The sequence below is a fragment of the Dryocola clanedunensis subsp. sulfonylureivorans genome, assembly GCF_016756775.1.
GTDB classification, from domain to species: Bacteria; Pseudomonadota; Gammaproteobacteria; order Enterobacterales; family Enterobacteriaceae; genus Dryocola; species Dryocola clanedunensis.
The window spans coordinates 88,914-114,175 of sequence record NZ_JAERMU010000002.1; the positions used below are offsets into that span (position 1 = coordinate 88,914).

The 25,262-nt window shown below is 52.6% G+C and carries 22 protein-coding genes; 11 read left to right on the top strand and 11 right to left on the bottom strand.

Annotated elements, in window-relative coordinates:
• Positions 1 to 173: 173 nt before the first annotated feature.
• From aceF to pdhR, 3 genes are all read right to left on the bottom strand, one after another.
• Positions 174 to 2,042, bottom strand: a complete 1,869-nt coding sequence (gene aceF, locus HYQ67_RS02265) for a pyruvate dehydrogenase complex dihydrolipoyllysine-residue acetyltransferase (protein WP_202301172.1) — start codon at positions 2,040 to 2,042, stop codon at positions 174 to 176.
• A 15-nt stretch (positions 2,043 to 2,057) separates the two neighbouring features.
• Positions 2,058 to 4,721 carry a pyruvate dehydrogenase (acetyl-transferring), homodimeric type gene (gene aceE, locus HYQ67_RS02270; RefSeq protein ID WP_202301173.1) on the bottom strand — a complete coding sequence of 888 codons (2,664 nt, stop codon included), beginning with the start codon at positions 4,719 to 4,721 and terminating at the stop codon, positions 2,058 to 2,060.
• Positions 4,722 to 4,864: 143 nt separating this feature from the next.
• Entirely contained in the window at positions 4,865 to 5,629 is a 765-nt protein-coding gene (pdhR, locus tag HYQ67_RS02275) for a pyruvate dehydrogenase complex transcriptional repressor PdhR (RefSeq protein ID WP_202301174.1), read from the bottom strand.
• 554 nt (positions 5,630 to 6,183) lie between these two features.
• On the opposite strand from pdhR, the gene aroP reads away from it, so the two are divergent.
• The 3 genes from aroP (at position 6,184) to HYQ67_RS02290 (ending at position 10,078) form a co-directional block, all read left to right on the top strand.
• Complete coding sequence (gene aroP / locus HYQ67_RS02280) at positions 6,184 to 7,557, top strand: aromatic amino acid transporter AroP (RefSeq protein WP_202301175.1); 1,374 nt, start codon at positions 6,184 to 6,186, stop codon at positions 7,555 to 7,557.
• Positions 7,558 to 7,721: 164 nt separating this feature from the next.
• Positions 7,722 to 9,128, top strand: a complete 1,407-nt coding sequence (locus tag HYQ67_RS02285; protein ID WP_202301177.1) for a glycoside-pentoside-hexuronide (GPH):cation symporter — start codon at positions 7,722 to 7,724, stop codon at positions 9,126 to 9,128.
• A complete protein-coding gene (locus HYQ67_RS02290; RefSeq protein ID WP_202301178.1) occupies positions 9,128 to 10,078 on the top strand; it encodes a glycoside hydrolase family 43 protein in 951 nt (316 codons plus the stop codon). Before HYQ67_RS02285 ends, HYQ67_RS02290 begins: the two co-directional genes overlap by 1 nt.
• A gap of 15 nt (positions 10,079 to 10,093) precedes the next feature.
• Here the strand turns inward: HYQ67_RS02290 and ampE are convergent, their stop codons facing one another.
• Positions 10,094 to 10,948, bottom strand: a complete 855-nt coding sequence (gene ampE / locus HYQ67_RS02295; protein WP_202301179.1) for a beta-lactamase regulator AmpE — start codon at positions 10,946 to 10,948, stop codon at positions 10,094 to 10,096.
• Positions 10,945 to 11,508, bottom strand: coding sequence for a 1,6-anhydro-N-acetylmuramyl-L-alanine amidase AmpD (gene ampD / locus HYQ67_RS02300; protein ID WP_202301180.1), 564 nt, complete (start codon positions 11,506 to 11,508; stop codon positions 10,945 to 10,947). Before ampD ends, ampE begins: the two co-directional genes overlap by 4 nt.
• An 81-nt stretch (positions 11,509 to 11,589) precedes the next feature.
• Here ampD and nadC point away from each other — a divergent pair, with 81 nt between their 5' ends.
• From nadC to hofC, 4 genes are all read left to right on the top strand, one after another.
• Positions 11,590 to 12,480, top strand: a complete 891-nt coding sequence (gene nadC / locus HYQ67_RS02305; RefSeq protein ID WP_202301181.1) for a carboxylating nicotinate-nucleotide diphosphorylase — start codon at positions 11,590 to 11,592, stop codon at positions 12,478 to 12,480.
• A gap of 187 nt (positions 12,481 to 12,667) precedes the next feature.
• The gene (ppdD, locus tag HYQ67_RS02310) at positions 12,668 to 13,117 is read left to right on the top strand and encodes a prepilin peptidase-dependent pilin (protein ID WP_202301182.1); all 450 of its coding nucleotides are present in this window, start codon (positions 12,668 to 12,670) and stop codon (positions 13,115 to 13,117) included.
• Between the two features lie 2 nt (positions 13,118 to 13,119).
• On the top strand, positions 13,120 to 14,505 hold the full coding sequence (gspE, locus tag HYQ67_RS02315) for a type II secretion system protein GspE (RefSeq protein WP_202301183.1): 1,386 nt from the start codon (positions 13,120 to 13,122) through the stop codon (positions 14,503 to 14,505).
• Positions 14,498 to 15,703, top strand: a complete 1,206-nt coding sequence (gene hofC, locus HYQ67_RS02320) for a protein transport protein HofC (RefSeq protein ID WP_202301184.1) — start codon at positions 14,498 to 14,500, stop codon at positions 15,701 to 15,703. Before gspE ends, hofC begins: the two co-directional genes overlap by 8 nt.
• 30 nt (positions 15,704 to 15,733) lie before the next feature.
• On the opposite strand, the gene HYQ67_RS02325 is transcribed toward hofC, so the two are convergent.
• Positions 15,734 to 16,777 (bottom strand): GMP reductase, encoded by a 1,044-nt coding sequence (locus HYQ67_RS02325; protein ID WP_202301185.1) that lies wholly within the window; start codon positions 16,775 to 16,777, stop codon positions 15,734 to 15,736.
• 275 nt (positions 16,778 to 17,052) lie between these two features.
• Here HYQ67_RS02325 and coaE point away from each other — a divergent pair, with 275 nt between their 5' ends.
• Genes coaE through yacG form a run of 3 tightly spaced genes read left to right on the top strand, consistent with a single transcriptional unit; the run spans position 17,053 to position 18,623 of the window.
• Positions 17,053 to 17,673 (top strand): dephospho-CoA kinase, encoded by a 621-nt coding sequence (gene coaE, locus HYQ67_RS02330; protein WP_202301186.1) that lies wholly within the window; start codon positions 17,053 to 17,055, stop codon positions 17,671 to 17,673.
• The gene (gene zapD / locus HYQ67_RS02335) at positions 17,673 to 18,416 is read left to right on the top strand and encodes a cell division protein ZapD (protein WP_202301188.1); all 744 of its coding nucleotides are present in this window, start codon (positions 17,673 to 17,675) and stop codon (positions 18,414 to 18,416) included. The genes coaE and zapD overlap by 1 nt, the downstream gene beginning before the upstream one ends.
• A 9-nt stretch (positions 18,417 to 18,425) precedes the next feature.
• Positions 18,426 to 18,623: a DNA gyrase inhibitor YacG gene (gene yacG, locus HYQ67_RS02340; protein ID WP_202301190.1), complete on the top strand. Its 198-nt coding sequence runs from the start codon at positions 18,426 to 18,428 to the stop codon at positions 18,621 to 18,623.
• 134 nt (positions 18,624 to 18,757) lie between these two features.
• On the opposite strand, the gene mutT is transcribed toward yacG, so the two are convergent.
• The 3 genes from mutT to secM form a co-directional block, all read right to left on the bottom strand.
• A complete protein-coding gene (mutT, locus tag HYQ67_RS02345) occupies positions 18,758 to 19,147 on the bottom strand; it encodes an 8-oxo-dGTP diphosphatase MutT (RefSeq protein ID WP_202301192.1) in 390 nt (129 codons plus the stop codon).
• Between the two features lie 64 nt (positions 19,148 to 19,211).
• Positions 19,212 to 21,917 carry a preprotein translocase subunit SecA gene (gene secA / locus HYQ67_RS02350; RefSeq protein WP_202301194.1) on the bottom strand — a complete coding sequence of 902 codons (2,706 nt, stop codon included), beginning with the start codon at positions 21,915 to 21,917 and terminating at the stop codon, positions 19,212 to 19,214.
• A gap of 66 nt (positions 21,918 to 21,983) precedes the next feature.
• Entirely contained in the window at positions 21,984 to 22,487 is a 504-nt protein-coding gene (gene secM / locus HYQ67_RS02355; protein WP_202301196.1) for a secA translation cis-regulator SecM, read from the bottom strand.
• A 22-nt stretch (positions 22,488 to 22,509) separates the two neighbouring features.
• On the opposite strand from secM, the gene HYQ67_RS02360 reads away from it, so the two are divergent.
• Positions 22,510 to 23,025: a DUF721 domain-containing protein gene (locus tag HYQ67_RS02360; RefSeq protein ID WP_202301198.1), complete on the top strand. Its 516-nt coding sequence runs from the start codon at positions 22,510 to 22,512 to the stop codon at positions 23,023 to 23,025.
• 9 nt (positions 23,026 to 23,034) lie between these two features.
• Here the strand turns inward: HYQ67_RS02360 and lpxC are convergent, their stop codons facing one another.
• Together lpxC and ftsZ are read right to left on the bottom strand one after the other, a co-directional pair.
• On the bottom strand, positions 23,035 to 23,952 hold the full coding sequence (gene lpxC / locus HYQ67_RS02365; RefSeq protein ID WP_202301200.1) for a UDP-3-O-acyl-N-acetylglucosamine deacetylase: 918 nt from the start codon (positions 23,950 to 23,952) through the stop codon (positions 23,035 to 23,037).
• A gap of 100 nt (positions 23,953 to 24,052) precedes the next feature.
• Entirely contained in the window at positions 24,053 to 25,207 is a 1,155-nt protein-coding gene (ftsZ, locus tag HYQ67_RS02370) for a cell division protein FtsZ (protein ID WP_202301202.1), read from the bottom strand.
• Positions 25,208 to 25,262: the final 55 nt, after the last annotated feature.

A 25,262-nucleotide genomic window follows, 5' to 3' on the forward strand; every position in this document is an offset into this window, starting at 1 on the left:
GATGTATCACAACGCCCATCATCCACCGGGACGTTCTATCCGCGTGCAGTTTACAAAATTGTTAACAATTTTGAAACAACAAACGGCAAACGTTTTGTCCTATGCAGCAGATAATCCCAGACAACATCATGAGATTATCAGAAAAAAGCCGACCAGCAGGCCGGCTTTTTGGCTTACATCACCAGGCGACGAATATCTGCCAGGGTGTTGTTGATGATGGTAATAAAGCGCGCACCATCAGCACCGTCGATCACGCGGTGGTCGAAGGAGAGAGACATTGGCATCATCAGACGCGGCACGAACTCTTTACCGTTCCACACAGGCTCCATCGCGGACTTGGAGACACCGAGGATAGCCACTTCCGGCGCGTTAACGATTGGCGCGAAGTGAGTTGTCCCGATACCGCCCAGGCTTGAGATAGTGAAGCAGCCGCCCTGCATTTCACCAGCGGTCAGCTTACCGTCACGGGCTTTCTTGGAGATAGCCATCAGTTCACGGGACAGTTCAGTGATGCTCTTCTTGTTCACATCTTTGAACACCGGAACCACCAGGCCGTTTGGCGTATCAACCGCCACGCCGACGTTGATGTATTTCTTCAGCGTCAGCTTCTGGCCGTCTTCGGACAGGGAGCTGTTAAAGCGAGGCATCTGCTCAAGTGCAGTTGCAACAGCCTTCATGATGAACACCACAGGAGTGAACTTCACGTCCAGCTTACGCTTAGCCGCTTCTTCGTTCTGCTGTTTGCGGAACGCTTCCAGATCGGTGATATCGGTTTTGTCGAAGTGGGTAACGTGCGGGATCATCACCCAGTTACGGCTCAGGTTGGCACCAGAAATTTTCTGGATACGACCCATTTCCACTTCTTCGATTTCACCAAACTTGCTGAAGTCGACTTTCGGCCATGGCAGCATGCCAGGCAGACCGCCGCCCGTCGCTGCCGGAGCAGTTTCAGCGCGTTTAACAGCGTCTTTCACGTAAGCCTGAACGTCTTCGCGCAGGATACGGCCTTTACGACCAGTGCCCTTCACTTTCGCCAGGTTTACACCGAACTCGCGCGCCAGGCGGCGAATCAGCGGAGTCGCGTGGACGTAAGCGTCGTTTTCAGCGAATTCAGTTTTGCCGGAAGCCGCAGCTGGTGCAGCCGCTGGTTTCTCAGCTTTTGCCGCAGGGGCCGGAGCCGCTGCTTCTTGCTTAGCCGCCGGAGCAGGCGCTGCGCCTTCAACTTCGAAGACCATGATCAGGGAGCCGGTAGACACTTTGTCGCCAGTGCTGATTTTGATCTCTTTAACTACGCCCGCAAACGGAGCCGGCACTTCCATAGAAGCCTTGTCACCTTCAACGGTGATCAGTGACTGTTCAGCGGCAACTTTGTCGCCCACTTTCACCATCACTTCGGTCACTTCTACTTCGTCACCGCCGATATCAGGCACGTTCACTTCTTTCGAGCCGGATGCCGCTGGCGCTGCTGCCGGAGCGGCTTCAGCTTTGGACTCTGTTGCAGCAGGTGCAGCACCCGCCACTTCGAAGACCATAATCAGGGAGCCGGTAGACACTTTGTCGCCGGTATTGATTTTGATCTCTTTCACAACGCCTGCAAACGGCGCCGGGACTTCCATTGAAGCTTTGTCACCTTCAACGGTGATCAGAGACTGCTCTGCTTCAACTTTGTCGCCAACTTTAACCATGATCTCGGTGACTTCTACTTCGTCACCGCCGATGTCCGGTACGTTCACTTCTTTTGCTGCCGCAGCCGCTGGTGCCGCTTCTTTCTTCTCTTCTGCCTGAGCAGGTGCAGCGGCTGCTGCACCTTCGGCGGAATCGAAAATCATGATCAGTTTGCCAGTCTCGGTTTTGTCGCCAACAGAGACTTTGATCTCTTTAACAACGCCAGCCTGAGGTGACGGAACTTCCATAGAGGCTTTGTCGCCTTCTACGGTGATCAGCGACTGTTCAGCTTCAACTTTGTCGCCCACTTTGACCAGGATCTCGGTGATTTCAACTTCATCAGCCCCGATGTCCGGTACGTTGATTTCGATAGCCATTATCTTCTTTACCTCTTACGCCAGACGCGGGTTAACTTTATCTGCATCGATATTGAATTTAGTGATGGCTTCCGCTACCACTTTCTTATCGATTTCACCACGTTTAGCCAGCTCGCCCAGCGCGGCAACAACCACGTAGGATGAGTCAACTTCAAAGTGGTGACGCAGGTTTTCGCGGCTGTCTGAACGACCGAAGCCATCAGTGCCCAGTACGCGGTAGTCGCTTGCCGGGATGAAGTTACGGATCTGCTCAGCGAACAGTTTCATATAGTCAGTAGATGCCACCGCTGGTGCATCGCTCAGAACCTGAGCAACGTACGGTACGCGTGGTTCTTCAGTTGGGTGCAGCATGTTCCAGCGCTCACAGTCCTGACCGTCACGGGCCAGTTCGGTGAAGGAGGTGACGCTGAATACGTCAGAGCCTACGCCGTAGTCTTTAGCCAGGATCTGCGCTGCTTCACGTACGTGACGCAGGATAGAACCAGAGCCCATCAGCTGAACTTTACCTTTGCTACCTTCAACGGTTTCCAGTTTGTAGATACCTTTACGGATACCTTCTTCCGCACCCTGCGGCATCGCAGGCATGTGGTAGTTTTCGTTGAGGGTCGTGATGTAGTAGTAAATGTTCTCTTGTGCTTCACCGTACATACGCTCCAGACCGTCATGCATGATGACAGCCACTTCGTAAGCGTAAGAAGGATCGTAAGAGATACAGTTCGGGATAGTCAGAGACTGAATATGGCTATGGCCATCTTCGTGCTGCAGACCTTCACCGTTCAGGGTGGTACGACCGGAAGTCCCGCCTACCAGGAAGCCACGTGCCTGCTGGTCACCTGCTGCCCAGCACAGGTCGCCGATACGCTGGAAACCGAACATGGAGTAGTAGATGTAGAACGGAATCATCGGCAGGTTGTTGGTGCTGTAAGAGGTCGCAGCAGCCAGCCAGGAAGAACCTGCGCCCAGCTCGTTGATACCTTCCTGCAGGATCTGACCTTTCTCGTCTTCTTTGTAGTAAGCAACCTGCTCACGGTCCTGCGGGGTGTACTGCTGGCCGTTAGGGCTGTAAATACCAATCTGACGGAACAGGCCTTCCATACCGAAGGTACGCGCTTCATCGGCGATGATTGGAACCAGACGGTCTTTGATAGACGGGTTCTTCAGCATCACGTTCAGGGCACGAACGAAAGCGATAGTGGTGGAGATCTCTTTGTTCTGCTCTTCCAGCAGCTGGCTGAAGTCTTCAAGCTTAGGCAGCTCAAGCTTCTCGGTGAACTTAGGCATACGAGAAGGCAGGTAGCCGTTCAGCTTTTCACGCTGGCCATGCAGGTAGTTGTACTCTTCGCTACCTTCTTCAAACTTAACGTATGGCAGTTTTTCGAGATCGGCATCAGTCACAGGCACGTTGAAACGGTCACGCACGTAACGCACGCCTTCCATGTTCATTTTCTTAACCTGGTGAGCGATGTTTTTCCCTTCGGCGGTATCACCCATGCCATACCCTTTAATGGTATGAGCCAGGATCACAGTTGCTTTGCCTTTGGTTTCCTGCGCTTTTTTCAGTGCAGCGTAGACTTTCTTCGGATCGTGGCCACCACGGTTCAGGGCCCAGATCTGCTCGTCAGTCCAGTCAGCGACCAGTGCTGCAGTCTCCGGGTATTTACCGAAGAAGTGCTCACGCACATATGCGCCGTTTTTGGATTTGAAGGTCTGATAGTCGCCGTCAACGGTTTCGTTCATCAGCTGAATCAGTTTACCGCTGGTATCTTTACGCAGCAGCTCGTCCCAACGGGCACCCCACATCACTTTGATCACGTTCCAGCCGGCGCCCGCGAAGATGCCTTCCAGTTCGTTAATGATTTTGCCGTTGCCGGTGACCGGGCCGTCAAGACGCTGCAGGTTACAGTTGATGACGAAGCACAGGTTGTCCAGTTTTTCACGAGTCGCGATAGTGATGGCGCCTTTAGATTCAGGCTCATCCATCTCGCCGTCGCCCAGGAACGCGTAAACGCGCTGAGCGGAGGTGTCTTTCAGACCACGGTGCTCCAGGTATTTCTGGAATTTAGCCTGATAAATCGCACCGATTGGACCCAGACCCATAGAGACGGTCGGGAACTGCCAGAACTCAGGCATCAGTTTCGGGTGCGGATAAGAAGACAGACCGTTGCCGTGAACTTCCTGACGGAAGTTGTTCATCTGCTCTTCAGTCAGACGACCTTCCAGGAAGGCACGTGCGTAAACGCCCGGAGAGATGTGGCCCTGGAAGTACACCAGATCGCCGCCATCTTTTTCTGTGCGAGCACGGAAGAAGTGGTTGAAGCACACATCATAGACAGTTGCGGAAGACTGGAAGGATGCCATGTGGCCACCCAGCTCGAGGTCTTTTTTAGACGCACGCAGCACGGTCATGATGGCGTTCCAGCGGATAGCAGAACGAATACGGCGTTCCAGCTCCAGATTGCCCGGATATTCCGGCTCATCTTCAACGGCAATAGTGTTTACGTAGTTGGCTGCACCTGTGCCAGCTGCCACTTTAACGCCGCCTTTGCGGGCTTCGGACAATAGCTGGTCGATGAGATACTGAGCACGCTCAACACCTTCTTCACGGATGACCGATTCGATCGCCTGTTGCCAGTCGCGAGTTTCGATCGGATCCACGTCATTTGGGAAACGTTCTGACATGGGTGGTATTCCTTATCTGTGTCTAATACGTTGATTATCTGGAACCTGTCCCATTGCGCTTTCCTTGAAAAAACACAATAAGACAGGTTCTGCGTTTAGTTGCCGCGCTCTAAGAATGGCGCTTAGAGCCAGAAATCTGGCCCTTATTCCTTACGTTGCTGAAGGCGGCGCAGAGAACGTTCACGACGGCTCTCTTCACGGCTGCGATCCAGCAATATTTCCTCAATAAACGCCAGGTGACGGTGCGACGCTTCACGCGCCTGCTCCGGCTGACGAGCCATAATCGCCGCAAAAATGCTGGCGCGATGGCTGCTCACTTGCGCCAGCATTTCGCGACGCGCGTAGAGCAATTCAAAATTCTGACGAACATTTTGTTCGAGCATTGGCGACATACAGCGCAACAAGTGTAGTAGTACAACGTTGTGTGCGGCTTCCGTTACTGCAATTTGGTACTGCATAACGGCATCGGATTCGACGTCTAAATCGCCGGACTCCTGGGCCTGCTGAATAGCAATATGGCAATCGCCGATGCGTTTGAGATCTTCATCCGTACCACGCAATGCAGCGTAATACGCAGCAATCCCTTCCAGGGCATGGCGGGTTTCAAGCAGGTCAAACTGGGATTCGGGATGGTCAGAAAGCAGCTCTACAAGCGGATCGCTTAAGCTCTGCCAGAGGCTGTTTTGGACAAAAGTACCACCGCCCTGCCGACGAAGCAGAAGTCCTTTGGCCTCGAGACGCTGGATAGCTTCACGGAGGGAAGGACGAGAAACGTCAAACTGCTTTGCCAGTTCACGTTCGGGTGGGAGTTTTTCGCCGGGACGCAAGGTGCCCTCAAGGATGAGAAACTCCAACTGCTGCTCAATCACATCGGATAATTTTGGTTGGCGGATTTTGCTGTAGGCCATTCTTCCCTATCTCTGCCATTTAGCCCAGAGTCAATTGGTATGACCAATTTCACATTCGTGACGCTAAAGTAACAAAGTATTCACCTTCTGTCCATCCTGGTTTTGATTGAAATCAGTAAAGCGGGCACATTTTAACAACATCACAGAAGTACCGTTTCATACATGTAACTTTGCACAAATTTTACGTTTACCACCGCCGCCGGAAATTTAACCTTAAGGAAACGTAAGAATCTGCGTTAATTTGCAAGTCGAACCGATTCAACAGCTTAAAAAATGAATATAAATTCAAAACCACCGCTTATTTTTGGCCAATCGTTGTTAACTGAGAGAGCCCGCTATATTTAACGCTGTTCTCTTTTTATCCAACTCGTCACAGCAATAAGAGAAAGCAGGTGCAAACACAGGCGCTTACCACTATTCTTGGCGCTGCGGTAGTCCATTAAGCAAAATACTGGAATTAACAACCGTAAAATAAAGACTACACCTTACGGAATCACAAAATTACACACGCCGTTACGAGCGTATAAGAACAACCACAATCACGAGGTTTATCGATGGATGCTCATCAGCAGGGCGGCGACACGCTAAAGCGCGGCCTCAAAAACCGCCATATTCAGCTCATCGCTTTAGGTGGAGCTATCGGGACGGGCCTGTTTCTCGGCAGCGCGTCCGTTATTCAGTCGGCGGGGCCGGGGATTATTCTCGGTTACGCAATCGCTGGATTTATTGCATTTTTGATTATGCGCCAGCTCGGCGAGATGGTCGTTGAAGAGCCCGTAGCCGGTTCATTCAGCCATTTTGCCTACAAATACTGGGGCGGTTTCGCGGGCTTTGCTTCCGGCTGGAACTACTGGGTGCTTTACGTACTGGTAGCGATGGCAGAGCTGACCGCAGTGGGTAAGTACGTGCAGTTCTGGTGGCCTGAAATTCCAACCTGGGCTTCCGCTGCCGCCTTCTTCGTGCTGATCAACGCCATCAACCTCACCAACGTTAAAGTGTTTGGCGAAATGGAGTTTTGGTTTGCCATCATTAAAGTTGTCGCCGTTGTCGCCATGATTCTCTTCGGCGGCTGGCTGCTGTTCAGCGATACCGCAGGGCCACAGGCCACGGTGCGCAACCTCTGGGAACAGGGCGGGTTCTTGCCACACGGCATGACGGGGCTGGTCATGATGATGGCCATTATTATGTTCTCTTTCGGTGGCCTGGAGCTGGTTGGTATTACCGCCGCCGAAGCCGACAATCCTGAAGTTAGCATTCCAAAAGCCACTAACCAGGTTATCTACCGGATCCTGATTTTCTATGTGGGCTCGCTGGCCGTTCTGCTGTCCCTGATGCCGTGGACCCGCGTTACTGCCGACACCAGCCCGTTCGTGCTTATCTTCCACGAACTGGGAGATTCGTTTGTCGCCAACGCGCTGAACATCGTTATTCTGACGGCTGCGCTGTCGGTGTATAACAGCTGCGTTTACTGTAACAGCCGCATGCTGTTCGGCCTGGCGCAACAGGGCAACGCCCCGAAAGCACTGCTGAAAGTTGATAAGCGTGGCGTGCCGGTGACCACTATCCTGGTTTCGGCTGTTGCTACCGCTCTGTGCGTACTGATCAACTATCTGATGCCGGGTGAAGCCTTTGGCCTGCTGATGGCGCTGGTTGTTTCTGCACTGGTTATCAACTGGGCGATGATAAGCCTCGCGCATATCAAGTTCCGCCGTAAGAAAGATCAGCAGGGTGTGAAGACCCGTTTCCCTGCCCTCTTCTACCCGTTTGGGAACTGGGTCTGCCTGTTGTTCATGGCCGCGATTCTGGTGATTATGGCGATTACGCCGGGCATGGCAATCTCCGTATGGCTGATCCCTGTCTGGGTGCTGATCCTCGCCGTTGGTTACTGGGTTAAAACTCAGCAAAGCCGGAAATCTGTAAAAGCCTGATGTTCTGTGTTTTAAAAGCGCCCGGCCAGCCCGGGCGCTTTGTTATCTGCCTCACACTTTCCCTTTCATGACACGATTGTCCATCCCTTCGACGAATTACTGCTGCACGATTCCGACCTATCAAGCCAATACTCTTGTCCATATTCAGTTCAGGAGTGTTGTCGATGGAAAACGGTAAATTATCTGTACGCGAAAAAATCGGCTACGGTATGGGCGATGCCGGGTGCAACATGATTGGCGGCGCCATCATGCTGTTTCTTAATTATTTTTATACTGATGTATTTGGATTGGCCCCGGCGCTGGTCGGCGTACTGCTGTTATCCGTGCGGGTGATTGATGCCGTAACCGACCCGATTATGGGGGCTATCGCCGATCGTACTACTTCACGCTGGGGAAGATTTCGTCCTTATCTGCTGTGGATTTCCCTGCCGTATGTTCTGTTTAGCGTGCTGATGTTCACTACCCCGGAGTGGAGCTACAATAGCAAGGTTGTCTATGCCTTCGTGACCTATTTCCTTATGTCACTCACCTATACCGCCATCAACATTCCTTACTGCTCGCTGGGCGGCGTAATAACGGCCGATCCGCATGAGCGCGTGGCCTGCCAGTCATACCGCTTCTTTATGGTGGGTATTGCGACCCTGATCCTCTCCTCCACCCTGCTGCCAATGGCGGACTGGTTTGGCGGCGCGGATAAGGCCAAAGGGTATCAAATGTCGATGGGCGTGATGGCGATCATCGCGCTCTTCATGTTCCTGTTCTGCTTCGCCACGGTGAAAGAGCGTATTAAGCCGGCCATCCCGTCGAAACATGCTTTGAAGGCCGACCTGAAAGATGTGTGGAAAAACGACCAGTGGGTGCGGATCCTGCTGCTAACCTTCTGCAACGTGTGTCCCGGCTTTATTCGTATGGCCGCCACCATGTACTACGTAACATGGGTGATGGAAAAATCCACTTCGTTTGCGAGCATGTTTATCAGCCTTGGCGTGGTCGGCATGATGATTGGTAGCGCGCTGGCAAAACCGCTTACCGATAAATACTGCAAGCTCAAAGTGTTCTTCTGGACAAATATCATTCTCACCCTTTTCTCCTGCGGCTTCTATTTCCTTGACCCGCATGCCACCACGCTGATTCTGGTCGCCTATTTCGTACTGAACATCCTGCATCAGCTTCCTTCCCCGCTTCACTGGTCGCTGATGGCCGACGTTGACGATTACGGCGAATGGAAAACCGGCAAACGCATCACCGGGATCAGCTTTTCCGGCAACCTGTTCTTCCTTAAATGCGGCCTGGCCGTGGCGGGCGCGATGGTTGGCTTCCTGCTCTCCTGGTATGGTTATGATGCGAGCTTAAAACAACAGGGGCCGGAAGCGCTTAACGGCATCGTGATGCTGTTTACTATTATCCCCGGCGTGGGCTATCTCATCACCGCGGGCGTGGTCCGCCTGCTGAAAGTCGATCGTGAATTGATGAAACAAATTCAGTTGGATCTGGAAAAACGCCGCATCAGCTACCGCGAGCTAAACGATCGCCCGGAGATCCACCCAACTGAAAACCTGAGGAACGTGTAATGAGTAACTGGGCAAATCCTTTTATCGAACAGCGGGCCGATCCGTTTATTCTGCTCCATGACGGCTGGTACTATTTTATTGCTTCGGTACCAGAATACGATCGGCTGGAGATCCGCCGAGCCTCGTCGCTGGAAGCCCTGCCGCAGTCAAACCCGGTTGTGGTGTGGCGTAAACACGAAAGCGGGCCGATGAGCGAGCTCATCTGGGCACCTGAGCTGCATGTTATTGAAGGCAAGTGGTACATCTATTTCGCGGCAGCCCACACCAAAGCGTTCGATTCGCTGGGGATGTTCCAGCATCGCATGTTTGCGCTGGAATGCGCCGATGCGGACCCGATGACCGGAAAATGGATTGAAAAAGGACAGGTAAAAACCCAGTTCGATACCTTCTGCCTGGACGCGACCACATTCAGCCATCAGGGTAAGCAGTGGTATCTGTGGGCGCAAAAATCCCCGCACATTCCCGGCAATTCGAATATCTATCTCGCCGAAATGGATACGCCGTGGTCAATCAAGGGTGAGCCAGTCATGCTGAGTCAACCTGAGCTGGATTGGGAGTGTCGCGGATTTTCTGTGAATGAAGGGCCCGCCGTCATCACCCATGGCGAGAAACTTTTTGTCAGTTACTCTGCCAGTGCAACGGATGAGAATTACTGCCTTGGCCTGCTGTGGATTGACATGTCAGCAGACCCAACCAAAGCGGAGAACTGGCACAAATCCTCGCAGCCCGTGTTCACCACCAGCTATGAAAACAAGCAGTATGGGCCTGGGCACAACAGCTTTGTCAGAACGAAGGTGGGTGAGGATGTTTTGGTGTATCACGCGCGGAATTACACGGAAATCGAGGGTGACCCGCTTTACGATCCAAACCGCCATACGCGTCTGAAAACCCTTAGCTGGGACGCCGAAGGCATGCCAGTGTTTGGCATACCTCCAGCCGATCATTGCTAGAAAATACGGCCTCTCTTAAACGAGAGTGCCGTAAATTGTCAGCAGTGCCACCACAACGACAACGACCAGCGACGCTTTCTTAGCCATAGAAACCGCCGCTTTTGGCGTTTTAACCTTATCAAGATGAGGTTCACGAGCCAGAGAATATTGCGCCAGCTGTGTCAGAACCTGGTACTGCGAGGTATGGCGATCGGCAAGTGATGCAAACCACGCCGGGAGCGCCTTTTCACCGTGGCCAATAAGGGCGTAGACGACCCCAACCAGGCGCACGGGTACCCAGTCCAGCACATGTAATATCGCGTCAATCCCCGAGAGCAGGCGCTGATGCGGCGTATGATGCCGGGCAAGCCAGGTTTGCCAGGCCCGCAGAAACGCATAGCCAACAAGCGTGACTGGCCCCCAGACACCGCCGACGACAAACCAGAACAGCGGCGCCAGGTAATAGCGGAAGTTAATCCACAGCAGCCCGTTTTGCAGTTCTTTGAGATATTCGCGCTCGTCGCATTCAGGAGGAATACCGTGGATCAAGGTTAACTCGCCTGCCATTTTATCTCTGGCATGAAGATCGTCGTGGCTGGCCGCTTTCAGATATTCATGATAATGCAGCCGAACCTGACCGGCGCCAATGCACAACACGCCCAGCGCAATCCAGAACACCAGCAGCGGCACATTAAAGAACAGCCCCTGTAAGCCTTTGATACACAGAAACACAGCCAGCATACAAAGCGCAGCCATCAGCAACGTGCGGAACATAGAAAAGTGCTTCACGCGCCCAAACAGCACCTCAAGGCGATGATCCAGCTGCCAGTGCTGGCCCATCTTGAACAGCCGCTCCCAGATAATGACCAGCAAAAGGGTAAACAGCGTCATGGCATCTCCTTATTCGACGTGACTTCCACCAACTGACGAAAACGCGGCCAGTCAAAAGAGGGACCCGGATCGGTCTTGCGTACGGGCGCGATATCACAATGGCCTGTCATGTTCTCTGCAACAGACGGATATTGCTTAATTAACAAACGGGTAAGGGCAGCGAGCTGCTGATATTGCTCGTCAGTGTAGGGCACCGTATCCGTTCCTTCCAGCTCAATACCTATGGAGAAGTCATTACATCGCTCGCGTCCCTGATATACCGAGACCCCGGCGTGCCAGGCCCGTTTATCAAAGGGAACGTATTGCACAATTTCGCCGTCGCGGCGAATCAGACAATGCGCGGAGACTCGCAAATGTGAGATGTCTGCAAAATAGGGATGAGCGTCAGGATCGAGCGTACCGGTAAACAATGCATCAATCCACGGACCACCAAATTCACCCGGTGGCAGACTGATGTTATGCACCACCAGCAGCGAAGGGGAATCGTCTTCCGGTCGGCAATCAAAATGTGGGGAAGGTACATGCTTTACGCCCACCAGCCAGCCGTCTAAAAGCTGCATGCGTGGTTCTCCTTTGAGTGGTACTCGACGTCGCATCAGAGTAGCATGTTTCGACCTTAACTTTGCCATTTCGGAGTTTTTATGCCGCCCCGCCGTTATAACCCAGATCGCCGACGTGACGAGCTTCTCGAACGTATCAGCCTTGATATTCCTCAGGCCGTTTCTCTTGCCCTGCGCGAAGATCTTGGCGGTGACGTTGACCCGAATAAAGACATCACTGCTCAACTGTTGCCGGAAGACCATATCTCACATGCGGTGGTCATCACCCGCGAAGATGGCGTGTTCTGTGGTAAACGCTGGGTTGAAGAGGTCTTTATTCAGCTCGGGGGTGACGTAAAAGTGAAATGGCACGTGGAAGATGGGCAAAAAGTGACGGTAAATCAACCGCTATTTGAGCTTGATGGACCGTCACGCGTTCTTCTGACGGGTGAACGTACCGCGCTGAACTTTGTGCAGACGCTGTCCGGTGTCGCCAGTGAAGTCAGTACCTACGTAAACCTGCTTGAAGGGACGAATACCCAGCTATTAGATACCCGAAAAACTCTGCCAGGACTGCGCACCGCGCTGAAATACGCCGTACTTTGCGGCGGCGGCAGCAACCATCGTCTGGGCCTGTCTGACGCCTTCCTGATTAAAGAAAACCATATTATTTCTTCAGGTTCGATTCGCCAGGCGGTTGAAAAAGCTTTCTGGCTACATCCGGACGTGCCGGTTGAAGTGGAGGTCGAGTCGCTGGATGAGCTGGAGCAGGCCCTGAAAGCGGGGGCTGACATCATCATGCTGGACAACTTCGACGTCGGGCAGATGCAGCAGGCGGTCGCATTAACCGCAGGCAAAGCGCGCCTTGAAGTCTCGGGCAACGTAACGAAAGAAACTATCCGTGAATTTGCTATGACTGGCGTTGATTTCATCTCTGTTGGCGCGCTGACTAAGCACATTCGCGCTCTCGATCTCTCGATGCGTTTCCGCTAACTCCCTCCATGCAGATGGGTCAACAGGCCCGTCTGCATTACCTTTTTGCGTAGTGCTTCGCAAAGCTCCTGTCTGATTATGCAAATAATCGAAAACCCCTGGAAAGCGGCTTCCTGAAGCTCCTTTTGATCGTCGCCAGCGATTTTTTCTGTTGGCAAAGTGTCGTCTCTTTAACAAGGAGCGACAGATGAACAAACAGCAAGGATTTACCCTTATTGAACTGATGGTGGTCATTGGCATTATTGCCATTCTTAGCGCCATCGGCATTCCGGCCTACCAGAGCTACCTTCGCAAAGCGGCACTCACCGATATGCTGCAAACCTTCACCCCCTATCGCACTGCGGTAGAGCTTTGTGCCATCGATCGAGGAGGTGTCACGCAATGTAATGCGGGTAGCAACAGCATTCCGGCAGTGAGAACTACCCGTTATGTCAGCAGTATGACGGTAAACCAGGGGGTGATTGCGCTCACCGGTCAGGAAACATTGAATGGCTTGTCTGTGCAACTGACGCCGAGCTGGTCAGATGCTGAAGGCGTGAAGGGATGGTCCAGAAGCTGCGCCGTCGCTGACAACGGCTCGCTGAAACAATCCTGCGAAGAAGTTTTCCGCTTTGATAACGAGTCCACGGGGGAATAAGTATGTCAACCAGCCCGCAGGTGCTCGCGCTGTGCTCGCAATTTAATGCTGTATTACTAGGCGAAGAAGATACTCGCATAAAAATTGCGGCCGCTCCTAATCCTCCAGCACAACTGTTTGAAGCACTCCGTTTTGTTTGCGATAAACACATTGAGCTGGAGATTTGGCCCGCGGAGCGTCTGGAAAAGGCCAGACATCTCCCGGATGAACCTCAACACGAGGAATTACCGGAAAGCAGCCTCTCCATTGTGACCTTACTGAACGAGACGCTACAGAAGGCTATGGATCTGCGGGCATCAGACATCCATTTTGAGCCAGCGGAACAGCATTACAGGATCCGATTGCGGATAGATGGTGTATTGCAGCTACAGCCTACCCTCCCCGCTCACCTCTCTGCTGCTATCACGGCCAGACTCAAGGTGCTCGGTAATCTTGATATAGCAGAACGCCGCCTGCCTCAGGACGGGCAGATGGACATGGAACTGGGGGGCGGTAAGGCCTCCTTCCGAATTTCAACGCTTCCGGTTCGACATGGGGAAAAAGTTGTTCTGCGTCTGCTTCAGCAAACTGAACAGCCACTGAAACCTGGCGGGCTGGGAATGTCGATGCGTGACGCAAAACTCTTTCAGTCGGCGCTGGCGTTACCGCAAGGAATTATCCTGGTCACCGGCCCTACTGGCAGCGGCAAAACGGTGACCCTCTACAGCGCGCTCAATGCATTAAGTAAAACGGATACCAATGTTTGCAGCGTGGAAGATCCGGTAGAAATCCCGCTGCCGGGGCTCAATCAGACTCAGGTGAATATCAAGGCTGGCCTGAACTTTCAGAACGTGCTTCGCGCGCTGCTGCGTCAGGATCCCGATGTCATCATGATTGGGGAAATTCGTGATGCCGAAACGGCTGAAATCGCCATTAAAGCCGCCCAGACCGGACACCTGGTTCTCTCAACCCTTCATACAAATTCAACGATAGAGACGGTGATCCGTCTTGAACAGATGGGCATCGCCCGCTGGCTGCTGGGCTCCGCACTTCAGCTCGTCATTGCTCAGCGCCTGATTCGCAAACTGTGTCCCCACTGCAAACGTAGAGGAACACATGAACACATCCTGCCGCAAAGCACCTGGCCTGAACCTCTTCCTGACTGGCAGGCGGTTGGCTGTGAGCGTTGCTATGGCGGATATTACGGCCGTACAGCGTTATTCGAAATCCTGCCTGTAAATAACGCCCTGCGCGTCGCTTTAACCAGGGGAGCCCAGATGCACGAGCTTGAAGAGATCGCCCGCCAGCATGGCATGGTCAGCTTGTTTGAGAATGGCTGTATGGCCGTGTCACAAGAGTTGACCACCCTTGAAGAGGTATATCGCGTATTGGGTGTACCCCATGGCTAAAGTGACTATCTGGACCTGGACTGCAATCGATCGGTACGGACAGCTTCATAAAGGTGCCTCGCTCGCAGAAGAGAGAGGGGGAGTGATTGAGCAACTCCTGGATCGGCAGCTGCAGTTAATCAGCGTACGTAAGCGCTCCCAGGCACGGCGTGGATGCTGGCATATCCAGCAAAAAATCCAGCTGTTTCGTCAACTGGCGACGCTACTACAGGCTGGGATCTCTCTTGCAGACGGGCTGAATTTGATGGCAAATCAGCATCCATATGGCGAATGGCGCGCGCTGCTACAGAGGATTAGTCAGCAGGTCTCTCACGGGACACCTTTCTCCGACGCGCTTCGCCAGTGGCCAAAAATATTTCCGCCGCTTTTTATCGCGCTGGTGCATATAGGTGAGCTGACAGGCAAACTCGATGAATGTACGCGCCGCCTGGCAGAGCAACAGGAACAGCTTCACTTACTTCATAAAAAAGTAAAAAAAGCGCTGCGTTACCCTCTCTTTATCATGGTGGTCGCACTCGCGGTGATGGCTGGCATGATGGGTTTTGTACTCCCGGAGTTTGCCGCCATCTATCGTTCGTTTAACGCACCACTGCCTACGATTACAGTCGGGGTGATGGCGATTTCCAGGTGGGTAGTTTCTCAAGGTCTCTGGTGGCTTTCTGGCTTCATATTGTTGGTAGCAATCTGGCTACTGTTACGACGGCGAAAACCACAGTGGCAGGAACAAGAGCAAACGCTTTTGCTCAGGCTTCCCCTTGTTGCGCCTTTATGGCGCGGACAAATGCTCAGCCAGATTTACACTACACTCTCCCTTTCTCAGCAGGCGGGTATTCCTTTGCTTCAGGGGCTGGCAGCCGTTGAGCAGACCATCCCAGCGATATTCTGGAAAAAAGTCATTCATCAGATTGGCCTTCATGTTGCTCAAGGCATGCCCTTCTGGCAGCTCGTCAGTTCGGCCGGATGCTTTTCGCCTCTGTGCGCGCAAATGATACGCATCGGTGAAGAGTCTGGGGCGCTGGATTTAATGCTGGAGAAGCTGGCTATCTGGCACCATGGACAAACGCAGGAGCTTGCCGATAACCTGGCTTCCGCTCTCGAACCCATGATGATGGTGATCATTGGCCTCATCATCGGCACGCTGGTCATCGCCATGTATTTGCCGATATTCCAGCTGGGGGATGCCATGAGCGGGGGATAATGGCGCAGCGGACGCTGCGCCACGAACAGCTTACAGACTGTTAAATACGCGGTTCTCTTGCTCCGCAACGCGGATAAAGGTTGTACGTTTAGTCAGCTCTTTCAGTCGGGATGCACCAACGTAAGTACAGGCTGAACGCAGGCCGCCCATGATATCGCGGGCAGTATTTTCAACGGGGCCACGCAGGGGCAGCTTAACGGTTTTGCCTTCTGCCGCACGGTACTGCGCAACGCCACCAACGTGACGAGTCATGGCGGACTCAGAGCTCATGCCGTAGAACAGCATGAATTTTTCGCCGTTCTCTTCAACCACGGTGCCGCCGCTCTCTTCGTGACCGGCGAGCATGCCGCCCAGCATAACGAAGTCCGCACCGCCACCGAAGGCTTTTGCAACGTCACCCGGAACGGTACAGCCACCGTCACTGACAATCTGTCCACCAAGGCCGTGTGCCGCATCAGCACATTCAATGACCGCAGACAGTTGAGGGTAGCCAACGCCAGTTTTCACGCGAGTCGTGCAGACGGAACCAGGGCCGATGCCAACTTTAACGATATCAGCGCCAGAGAGGATCAGCTCTTCACACATCTCACCAGTGACCACGTTACCGGCACAGATAGTTTTATCTGGCCATGCTTCACGCGCTTTGCTGACGAACTGGGTGAAATGCTCGGAGTAGCCGTTCGCCACATCGATACAGATAAAGGTCAGGCCCGGATGTAGCGCCAGAATCTGTTTTGTTTTATTGAAGTCTGCTTCAGACGTGCCGGTAGAAACCATCACGTGGCGCAGAACATTTTCAGGAACGGATTTAACGAAGGCACTCCACTGCTCAACGGAATAGTGCTTGTGCACGGCAGTGAGGATATCGAAGGAGGCCAGCGCTTGCGCCATGCCAAAGGTACCCACAGTATCCATGTTTGCGGCGATAATTGGCACACCAGACCATGCAATACCGGAATGTTTGAAAGTAAACTGGCGCTCAAGTTCTACATCAGAGCGGCTTTTCAGAGTGGAACGTTTCGGGCGGATCAGAACGTCTTTAAAACCTAACTTCAAATCTTCTTCAATACGCATGTTGCGAATTCCTGGTAAATGGCGATGGACGCGGGAACGTTATCGGCGGTACAACTGCCAACTCCAGTGACGCTATCATACGCACTAATAATGGCGCCGCAAGACTGCGAAAACAGTCTTTTTTACGCTACAATCGTTAAAATTTACCTGAGAAAGAGCAAAACGGTATCACGGGATTCTGAAATGTCTTCTTGCCGTTTTTTTTATGCTTTACATGCTCAGGCCAAAAAACACTCTATCTATTTGATTAAACATAGATTTAAGGTCCTGCTTTCATGGTTTATACGGTTGCATTAACAGGTGGAATAGGGAGCGGAAAAAGTACTGTCGCCAACCATTTTTCCCGCCTGGGTATCGCCGTCATCGACGCTGACATCATCGCACGTCAGGTTGTAGAGCCAGGACAGCCAGCTTTGAGCGAAATTTCGGCACATTTTGGTAATGAAATTTTGCTGCCAGACGGCTCGCTTAATCGTCGGATGCTCCGCGAAAAAATTTTTGATCAGGCGGATGAAAAACGGTGGCTCAATGCCCTTTTACATCCGCTTATCCATCAGCGAACCCAAACAGAAATCAGCAGCGCCCGTTCGCCCTATGCATTATGGGTGGTGCCTCTCTTAGTAGAAAATCATCTGCAGCACAAAGCAGACCGCGTGCTGGTTGTGGATGTTTCTCCAGAAATACAAATCGCACGGACCACTGGCCGCGATAATGTCAGCCGCCAGCATGCCGAGCAGATCCTTGCCGCCCAGGTGACCCGCGAACAGCGCCTGGCCGTTGCCGATGATGTGATTAATAACGACGGCTCCCCCGACGAGGTGGCCGTTCATGTTGACCGTTTGCACCGCCAGTATCTGAAACTGGCGAGTCAGGCCGCACAACTGGATAAAAAATAATGACCACTCAGATCCTTTATGAGCACCCCCTGAATGAAAAAATGCGCACCTGGCTGCGTATAGAATTTCTGACCCAGCAGTTTGAATCCTCTCTTCCTGTTACCGATGCGGCCAGCGCCCTGCATTTTTTCCGCAATCTTGGCGATCTGCTGGATGTATTTGAACGAGGTGAAATACGAACTGACATTTTAAAAGAGCTGGAGCGTCAACAACGTAAGCTTCTGAACTGGTCAGAAGTGCCGGGTGTCGATATGCAGCGCATCGACTCTTTGCGTAGCCAGTTGAAAGATCGCGGCAGCGTGTTAATGTCCGCACCACGTATAGGACAGTATTTGCGTGAAGATCGTCTTATTGCGCTGGTTCGACAGCGTCTGAGCATTCCTGGCGGTTGCTGTAGCTTTGACCTGCCAACCCTGCACCTTTGGCTGCACCTGCCACAAAAGCAGCGTGACGATCAGATTGAACTCTGGCTCAACAGCCTGCAACCGCTAAAGAGTTCGCTGGAATTACTGCTGGATATCATTCGTCACTCCGCACCGTTACGCAAACAGACCAGCATCAATGGCTTCTACCAGGACAACGGCGACGATGCCGATCTTCTGCGATTACGCATGGAGCTTGTAGATCAGGTTTACCCGCAGATCTCCGGCCATAAAAGCCGTTTTGCGATTCGTTTTTTGCCGCTGGATAGCGAGCATGGAATTATTCCTGAGCGTCTGGATTTCGATCTGGCGTGCTGTTAAGGAGACAAAATGTCTGAACCAACCGTAGTAAACTGCCCCGGCTGCGGCAGAGCCGTTATCTGGAATGAGACAAGCCCCTACCGTCCATTTTGCAGTAAACGCTGCCAGCTAATTGATTTAGGCGAGTGGGCTGCAGAAGAAAAACGCATCCCCAGCAACAACGATCTTTCAGATAGCGACGGCTGGAGCGAAGAGCAGCAGCCTTAGGGCTCAGACTAATGCCTTAGCTAAAACGTTTGATAGACGACGAGATCTAACCTGAGAAATACTATTGATTTTCGAATAACCACAAGGAAGGAAAAACCACGTTTTTTCCTTCTTTGTCAGTTATCTCAGCATCCTTAAGGCTGCTGGAGTTTCTTAACGACGGGTTCGTTGGCGGGAGGGAATTCGCTGGCGACCAGTTTATTCACCGCAATCCACTGTCCCTGCTGTCCTTCCCTGCCCCACGGCTCGCCCTGCCATTCGTCCACCATAAAGAACCACAGCGTAATATGCAGCGCATCCTTTTCCCATACGATGGTTTCGTAGCGCGAGTAGCGGGTGGCAGTAATGCCAAGCTCTTCCTCTAATTCCCTGACCAGCGCCTGCTCGGGCGTTTCATCGGCTTCAATTTTGCCGCCTGGGAATTCCAGTTTATTCGCCATATGCACATCGGCAGGACGACGCGTGATAAAAACATCACCCTGAGGATTGCGAATAATCCCCGCTGCAATTTTCAACTGTTTCATTATTGTTCAGATGATCCCTGTAAAAAAGGCGCAGCAAGCTGCGCCTTTATCTTTCGGAAGGTGCTTAGCTCAAACGGCCGTGGCACTGCTTAAATTTCTTACCGGAACCGCATGGGCACGGATCGTTACGACCCACTTTGCGTTCACCAGTCTCCTCAGCCAGTTCCTGTGCTGCCTGTGTTTCTGAGTCAACGTGGCTCAGCTGCTGCATCTGGGCCAGACGCTCGGCCTCTTCACGACGCTGCTGCTCCATCGCTTCCACTTCTTCCGGCATGCGAACCTGGACTTTACACAGCGTGCTGATCACTTCGTATTTCAGTGATTCAAGCATGGCCGCAAACATCGAGAAGGATTCGCGCTTGTATTCCTGCTTAGGATCTTTTTGCGCGTAGCCACGCAGGTGGATGCCCTGGCGAAGGTAATCCATTGCCGCAAGATGCTCTTTCCACAGAGAATCCAGAGTCTGCAGCATGACGCCTTTCTCGAAGTAACGCATCATCTCGACGCCAACCACTTCCTCTTTACGCTGATAAACTTCAATCGCGTTCTGCAGAATACGCTCACGCAGCGTCTCTTCATGCAGCTCTGGCTCTTTGTCCAGCCACTCCTTGATTGGCATATCAAGGTCGAAGTCATTTTTCAGGCGATCCGTAAGGCCCTGAACATCCCACATCTCTTCCAGAGACTGAGGTGGGATGTGCGCATCGATCGTGGTTTTAAAGACATCTTCACGGATGCTGCTGATGGTTTCGCTAACGTCGCTCACGTCCAGCAGTTCGTTACGCTGGGAGTAAATAGCGCGACGCTGGTCGTTCGCCACATCATCATATTCCAGCAGCTGCTTACGAATATCGAAGTTACGGCTTTCAACCTTACGCTGTGCGTTGGCAATGGCTTTGGTGACCCACGGGTGTTCAATCGCTTCACCCGGCTTCATACCCAGTTTACGCATCATGCTGGACACACGGTCTGAGGCGAAGATACGCATCAGAGCATCTTCCATAGACAGGTAGAAACGAGAAGAACCCGCATCACCCTGACGACCAGCACGGCCGCGCAGCTGGTTATCGATACGGCGAGATTCGTGACGCTCGGTACCAATGATGTGCAGACCACCTGAGGCCAGAACGGCATCGTGGCGAATCTGCCAGTCTGCTTTGATCTGAGCAATTTGCTCAGGGGTTGGCTCTTCGAGTTGAGCCACTTCTTCCTGCCAGCTGCCGCCCAGCACAATATCTGTACCACGACCAGCCATGTTGGTTGCAATAGTCACTGCCGCCGGGTAACCCGCCTGGGCAACGATGCCTGCTTCGTTAGCGTGGAACTTGGCGTTCAGAACGTTGTGCTTGATGCCTGCTTTGGTCAGCTCTGCAGAAACTACTTCGGATTTTTCGATGGAGATGGTCCCCACCAGCACCGGCTGCCCGTTCGTTGTACGCTCTTTGATGTCTTCAATAATCGCGCCGATTTTATCCAGCTCGGTCATGTAGACCAGATCCGGCATGTCTTTACGGATCATCGGACGGTTTGTTGGGACAACGATGGTGTCGAGTTTGTAGATTGAGCTGAATTCGAACGCTTCGGTATCCGCAGTACCGGTCATACCGGCCAGTTTTTCATACAGACGGAAGTAGTTCTGGAAAGTAATTGAGGCCAGCGTCTGGTTTTCGTTCTGGATATCCACGCCTTCTTTGGCTTCTACAGCCTGGTGCAGACCATCAGACCAGCGACGTCCCTGCATGGTACGGCCGGTGTGCTCATCAACGATGATGACTTCACCATCTTTAACGATGTAGTCAACGTCACGGGTAAACAGCGCGTGGGCACGCAGCGCAGCGGTTACGTGGTGCATCAGCATGATATTGGTTGGGGAGTACAGCGATTCCCCCTCTTCCATCATGCCTTCGTTCATCAGCAGTTCTTCAATCAGCACCAGACCGCGTTCGGTGAGGTGAACCTGGCGAGATTTTTCATCCACGGAGAAGTGACCTTCACCTTCAAAGGTGTCGGAGTCTTCTTTTTCCTGACGGATCAGGTGTGGAATGATTTTGTTGACTCTTTTGTACAGCTCGGAGCTGTCTTCAGCCGGGCCGGAGATAATCAGCGGCGTACGGGCTTCATCGATAAGAATTGAGTCAACCTCATCCACCAGCGCGTAATGCAGTTTACGCTGTACGCGCTCTTCCGGGCTGAACGCCATGTTGTCACGCAGGTAGTCAAAGCCGTATTCGTTGTTAGTACCGTAGGTAATATCCGCGGCATACGCTTCGCGCTTGGCTGGTGCAGGCATGTTTGGCAGGTTAATACCCACGCTCAGGCCCAGGAACTCGAACAACGGACGGTTGTTTTCGGCATCTCGCTGGGCAAGATAGTCGTTCACGGTAATGACGTGGACGCCTTTGCCACTTAGCGCATTGAGGTAAGCTGGCAGGGTTGCAGTAAGGGTTTTACCTTCACCGGTACGCATTTCCGCGATGCAGCGGTCGTTAAGTACCATACCGCCAAGCAGCTGCACGTCGAAGTGACGCATGCCAAATACGCGCTTACTTGCTTCACGTACGACGGCAAACGCTTCAGGAATGAGATTTTCCAGCACCTCACCCTTTTCAAGGCGGGCGCGGAACTCAACGGTTTTAGCCTTCAGCTCATCATCGGTGAGCTTTTCCATTGTCGGTTCCAGACCGTTGATCATGGTCACAACTTTACGCATACGACGCAAGGTACGGTCGTTCCTACTACCAAAGACTTTAGTTAACAATTTGATTAGCATAATAAATTCTCAAACGCCTGCTAAAAGCAGATCGACAAATAGTGTTATAATTAAAGGATGTTTTGCTTAGCTGAGGCGTTCGGGCCCGGCACGGATACCCTGCACCTGGCTTATCCACAGCGCGGGGGTAAAGGTCGCGACTGCCGGGCGCTGCCAGAGTGAGATGTGACGAATAATGACAGGTGGTTTGCTTTCCTGGGTGAGTAACGCATTGAGCGTATCCAGCAAAGCGAGATGCTGAGCCTGAAGCGGCAGGCTTTCTTCCACTGGCAGCACTTGCGGCGCCATAGCAAAAGAAAGATGGCGAATGACTGTGCGAATGGCATGCTGATGCCAGTAATCTACCGTAAACGTCTGTCGCCGGGTGCTCTCCTGTAACAACACCAGGCTGTTGAAACTGGCCTGGTTAAGATAGTCTTGAGAACTGGCGGTGGTTTCCGCTGGGGTAGAATGCTCGGTATTTCCGCTGAGCGCAGGCATGCCAAAACTCGCCGCGACCATCCCCAACAGGAGATGCGGCCAGAAATAACGTCTGCCAAATTGTCGCCAACGATTTAAAATACCAATCACTTTTTCCGCCGGAGCTTAATGTATGCGCGATAGTCGCCCGCAATCTTTAGATAATCTGTTCGATGAGGCCGGAGCGCAAAGCGTATTGCAGAATGTGCAACAACGCGCGACAGCCTTGATAAGGCTCAACCGGGCAGTGAGGGGCATATTACCGGCTCAACTGCATCCCTGGTGCCGGGTTGCAAACTTTCGGCAAGGGGTTCTCGTACTCGAAACGGCGAATGCCAGCTGGTTGATGCGATTACGCTATGAACAATCCACGCTGTTAAGTGCATTACGCGCACAAATATTACCATCATTGACGTCAATCGACATCAGGATTAATCCATCGTTGGCTGCAACTGGTAAGGATTCCGTACAAGAAAACAGCAGTCAGATGCCGAACGGGCAATTTGAGGTCAATCGGGAATTGAGCGAACAGAGTGCGGAAGCATTAAGAGAAGTGGCTAAACGTAGCCCGGAGAAATTAAGAGCTGCGATAGAACGACTGGCTTCATTGGCCGGAGAGAGTACCAATAAAAACCAGTCGTCATCGTGAGCGTTGGCGTTACGCCAGCACCATAGTGGGTGCTTTAAAGGCCAGTGGAAGTTCAGCGTCGTCTTCGAAGGTTGCCCATTCCCAGGCCTCCTGCTTCGCTAAAACTGCCTGCAACAGCTTGTTGTTCAGCGCATGACCAGATTTAAAGGCGGTAAACGCGCCGATAATGTTGTGGCCACACATGAACAGGTCACCGATAGCATCCAGCATTTTGTGACGAACGAATTCATCTTCAAAACGCAGGCCGTCTTCGTTCAGTACGCGATAATCGTCAACAACGATGGCACAATCGAAGCTGCCGCCCAGGCACAAACCACGGGACTGCAGATATTCGATATCACGCATAAAACCGAAAGTACGAGCGCGGCTGATCTGGCGCATAAAGGCGTCAGCAGAGAAATTCATGCTGTAACGCTGGGTACTGGCATCAATCGCCGGATGGTTAAAGTCGATGGTAAAGTCCAACGAGAAACCATTGTACGGCCTGAATTCAGCCCATTTATCGCCATCTTCAACACGAACCGTCTCTTTGACGCGTACAAATTTCTTCGCGCAGTTCAGTTCGTCAATCCCGGCATCAAGCAGCAGGTAGACAAACGGCGCAGCACTACCGTCCATGATTGGGATTTCTGGTGCATCGACTTCAATCATAATGTTGTCGATACCCAACCCAGCCAGGGCCGCGTTAAGGTGCTCTACGGTAGAAATCCGCACATCGTGCTCGTTCACCAGGCAAGTACAGAGCATGGTATCACGCACGGATTTGGCATCTGCCGGAAAATCTACCGGAGGATTCAAGTCAGTGCGACGATAGATGACCCCGGTATTGGCCGGCGCAGGGCGCAGCGTCAGTGTGACCTTTTTGCCGGTGTGTAAACCGACGCCAGTCGCCTGAACGATACGTTTAAGTGTCCTTTGTTTGATCATCGTTTAATCTCGCCAAATTAACTATCCAACCGAAGTGTATATCACTAACGGTGGGCCAGTTTAGCACAAAGAGCGGAGATGCCCAACTTCCGGTTTATTCTTAATCAGCTTGCTTACGCAAAAATGCTGGAATATCCAGGTAGTCAGGTTCTTTCGCAGTCTGTGGCGTATTGTCATTCACTACTTTCGCAGCTGGTTTTTGCTCCTGAGTCAGGGGCGCCATACCGTGCTGCTGGTAGCGGTCGAGAACAGGTTGCTGAGTCTGCTGCTTGTTAGTGACCAGAGTAATTTCAGGACGCTTGTCCATACCGATACCTGTCGCAACAACAGTCACGCGCAGTTCGTCGTTCATCTCTGGGTCCAGAGAAGTCCCGATCACTACGGTAGCGTTGTCAGAGGCAAACGCACGGATAGTGTTACCCACGGTTTCGAACTCATCCAGACGCAGGTCAAAGCCAGCGGTGATGTTAACCAGCACGCCGCGCGCACCAGACAGGTCGATATCTTCCAGCAGCGGGCTGGAGATAGCCATTTCGGCCGCTTCTTCTGCACGGTCTTCGCCGCTGGCAACACCGGAGCCCATCATGGCATAACCCATCTCGGACATCACGGTACGCACGTCAGCGAAGTCGACGTTCATCAGACCCGGACGAGTAATCAGTTCCGCGATACCCTGCACCGCCCCTTTCAGCACATCGTTTGCTGCGCCAAAAGCGTCCAGCAGAGAGATGCCACGACCCAGCACTTTCAGCAGCTTGTCGTTTGGAATGGTGATCAGAGAATCCACGTGCTTGGACAGCTCGGCGATCCCCTGCTCAGCGAATGCCATGCGCTTCTTACCTTCAAAGTTAAAAGGCTTAGTCACAACGGCAACGGTCAGGATACCCAAATCTTTTGCGACTTCGGCAACAACAGGTGCTGCACCTGTACCGGTACCCCCGCCCATACCTGCGGCGATAAATACCATATCAGCCCCTTCCAGCGCAGCACGCAACGCATCACGGTCTTCTTCCGCAGCGGTACGGCCCACTTCAGGGTTAGCGCCAGCGCCCAGACCTTTGGTAACAGCATTACCAATCTGGATTGTCTGGCCTACAGCAGTCTTGCGCAGCGCCTGCGCGTCGGTATTGACTGCGAAGAATTCAACGCCTTCGATGCGCTCGCGCACCATGTGTTCAACGGCATTACCGCCGCCGCCACCGACGCCGATGACTTTAATCACCGCGTCGTTGGTCAGTTCCATAGGTTCAAACATAGTTTCTCTCCGTTTTGTGCCTGTCGCCTGAGACCGCTAATTTTGTCCGGTCTCT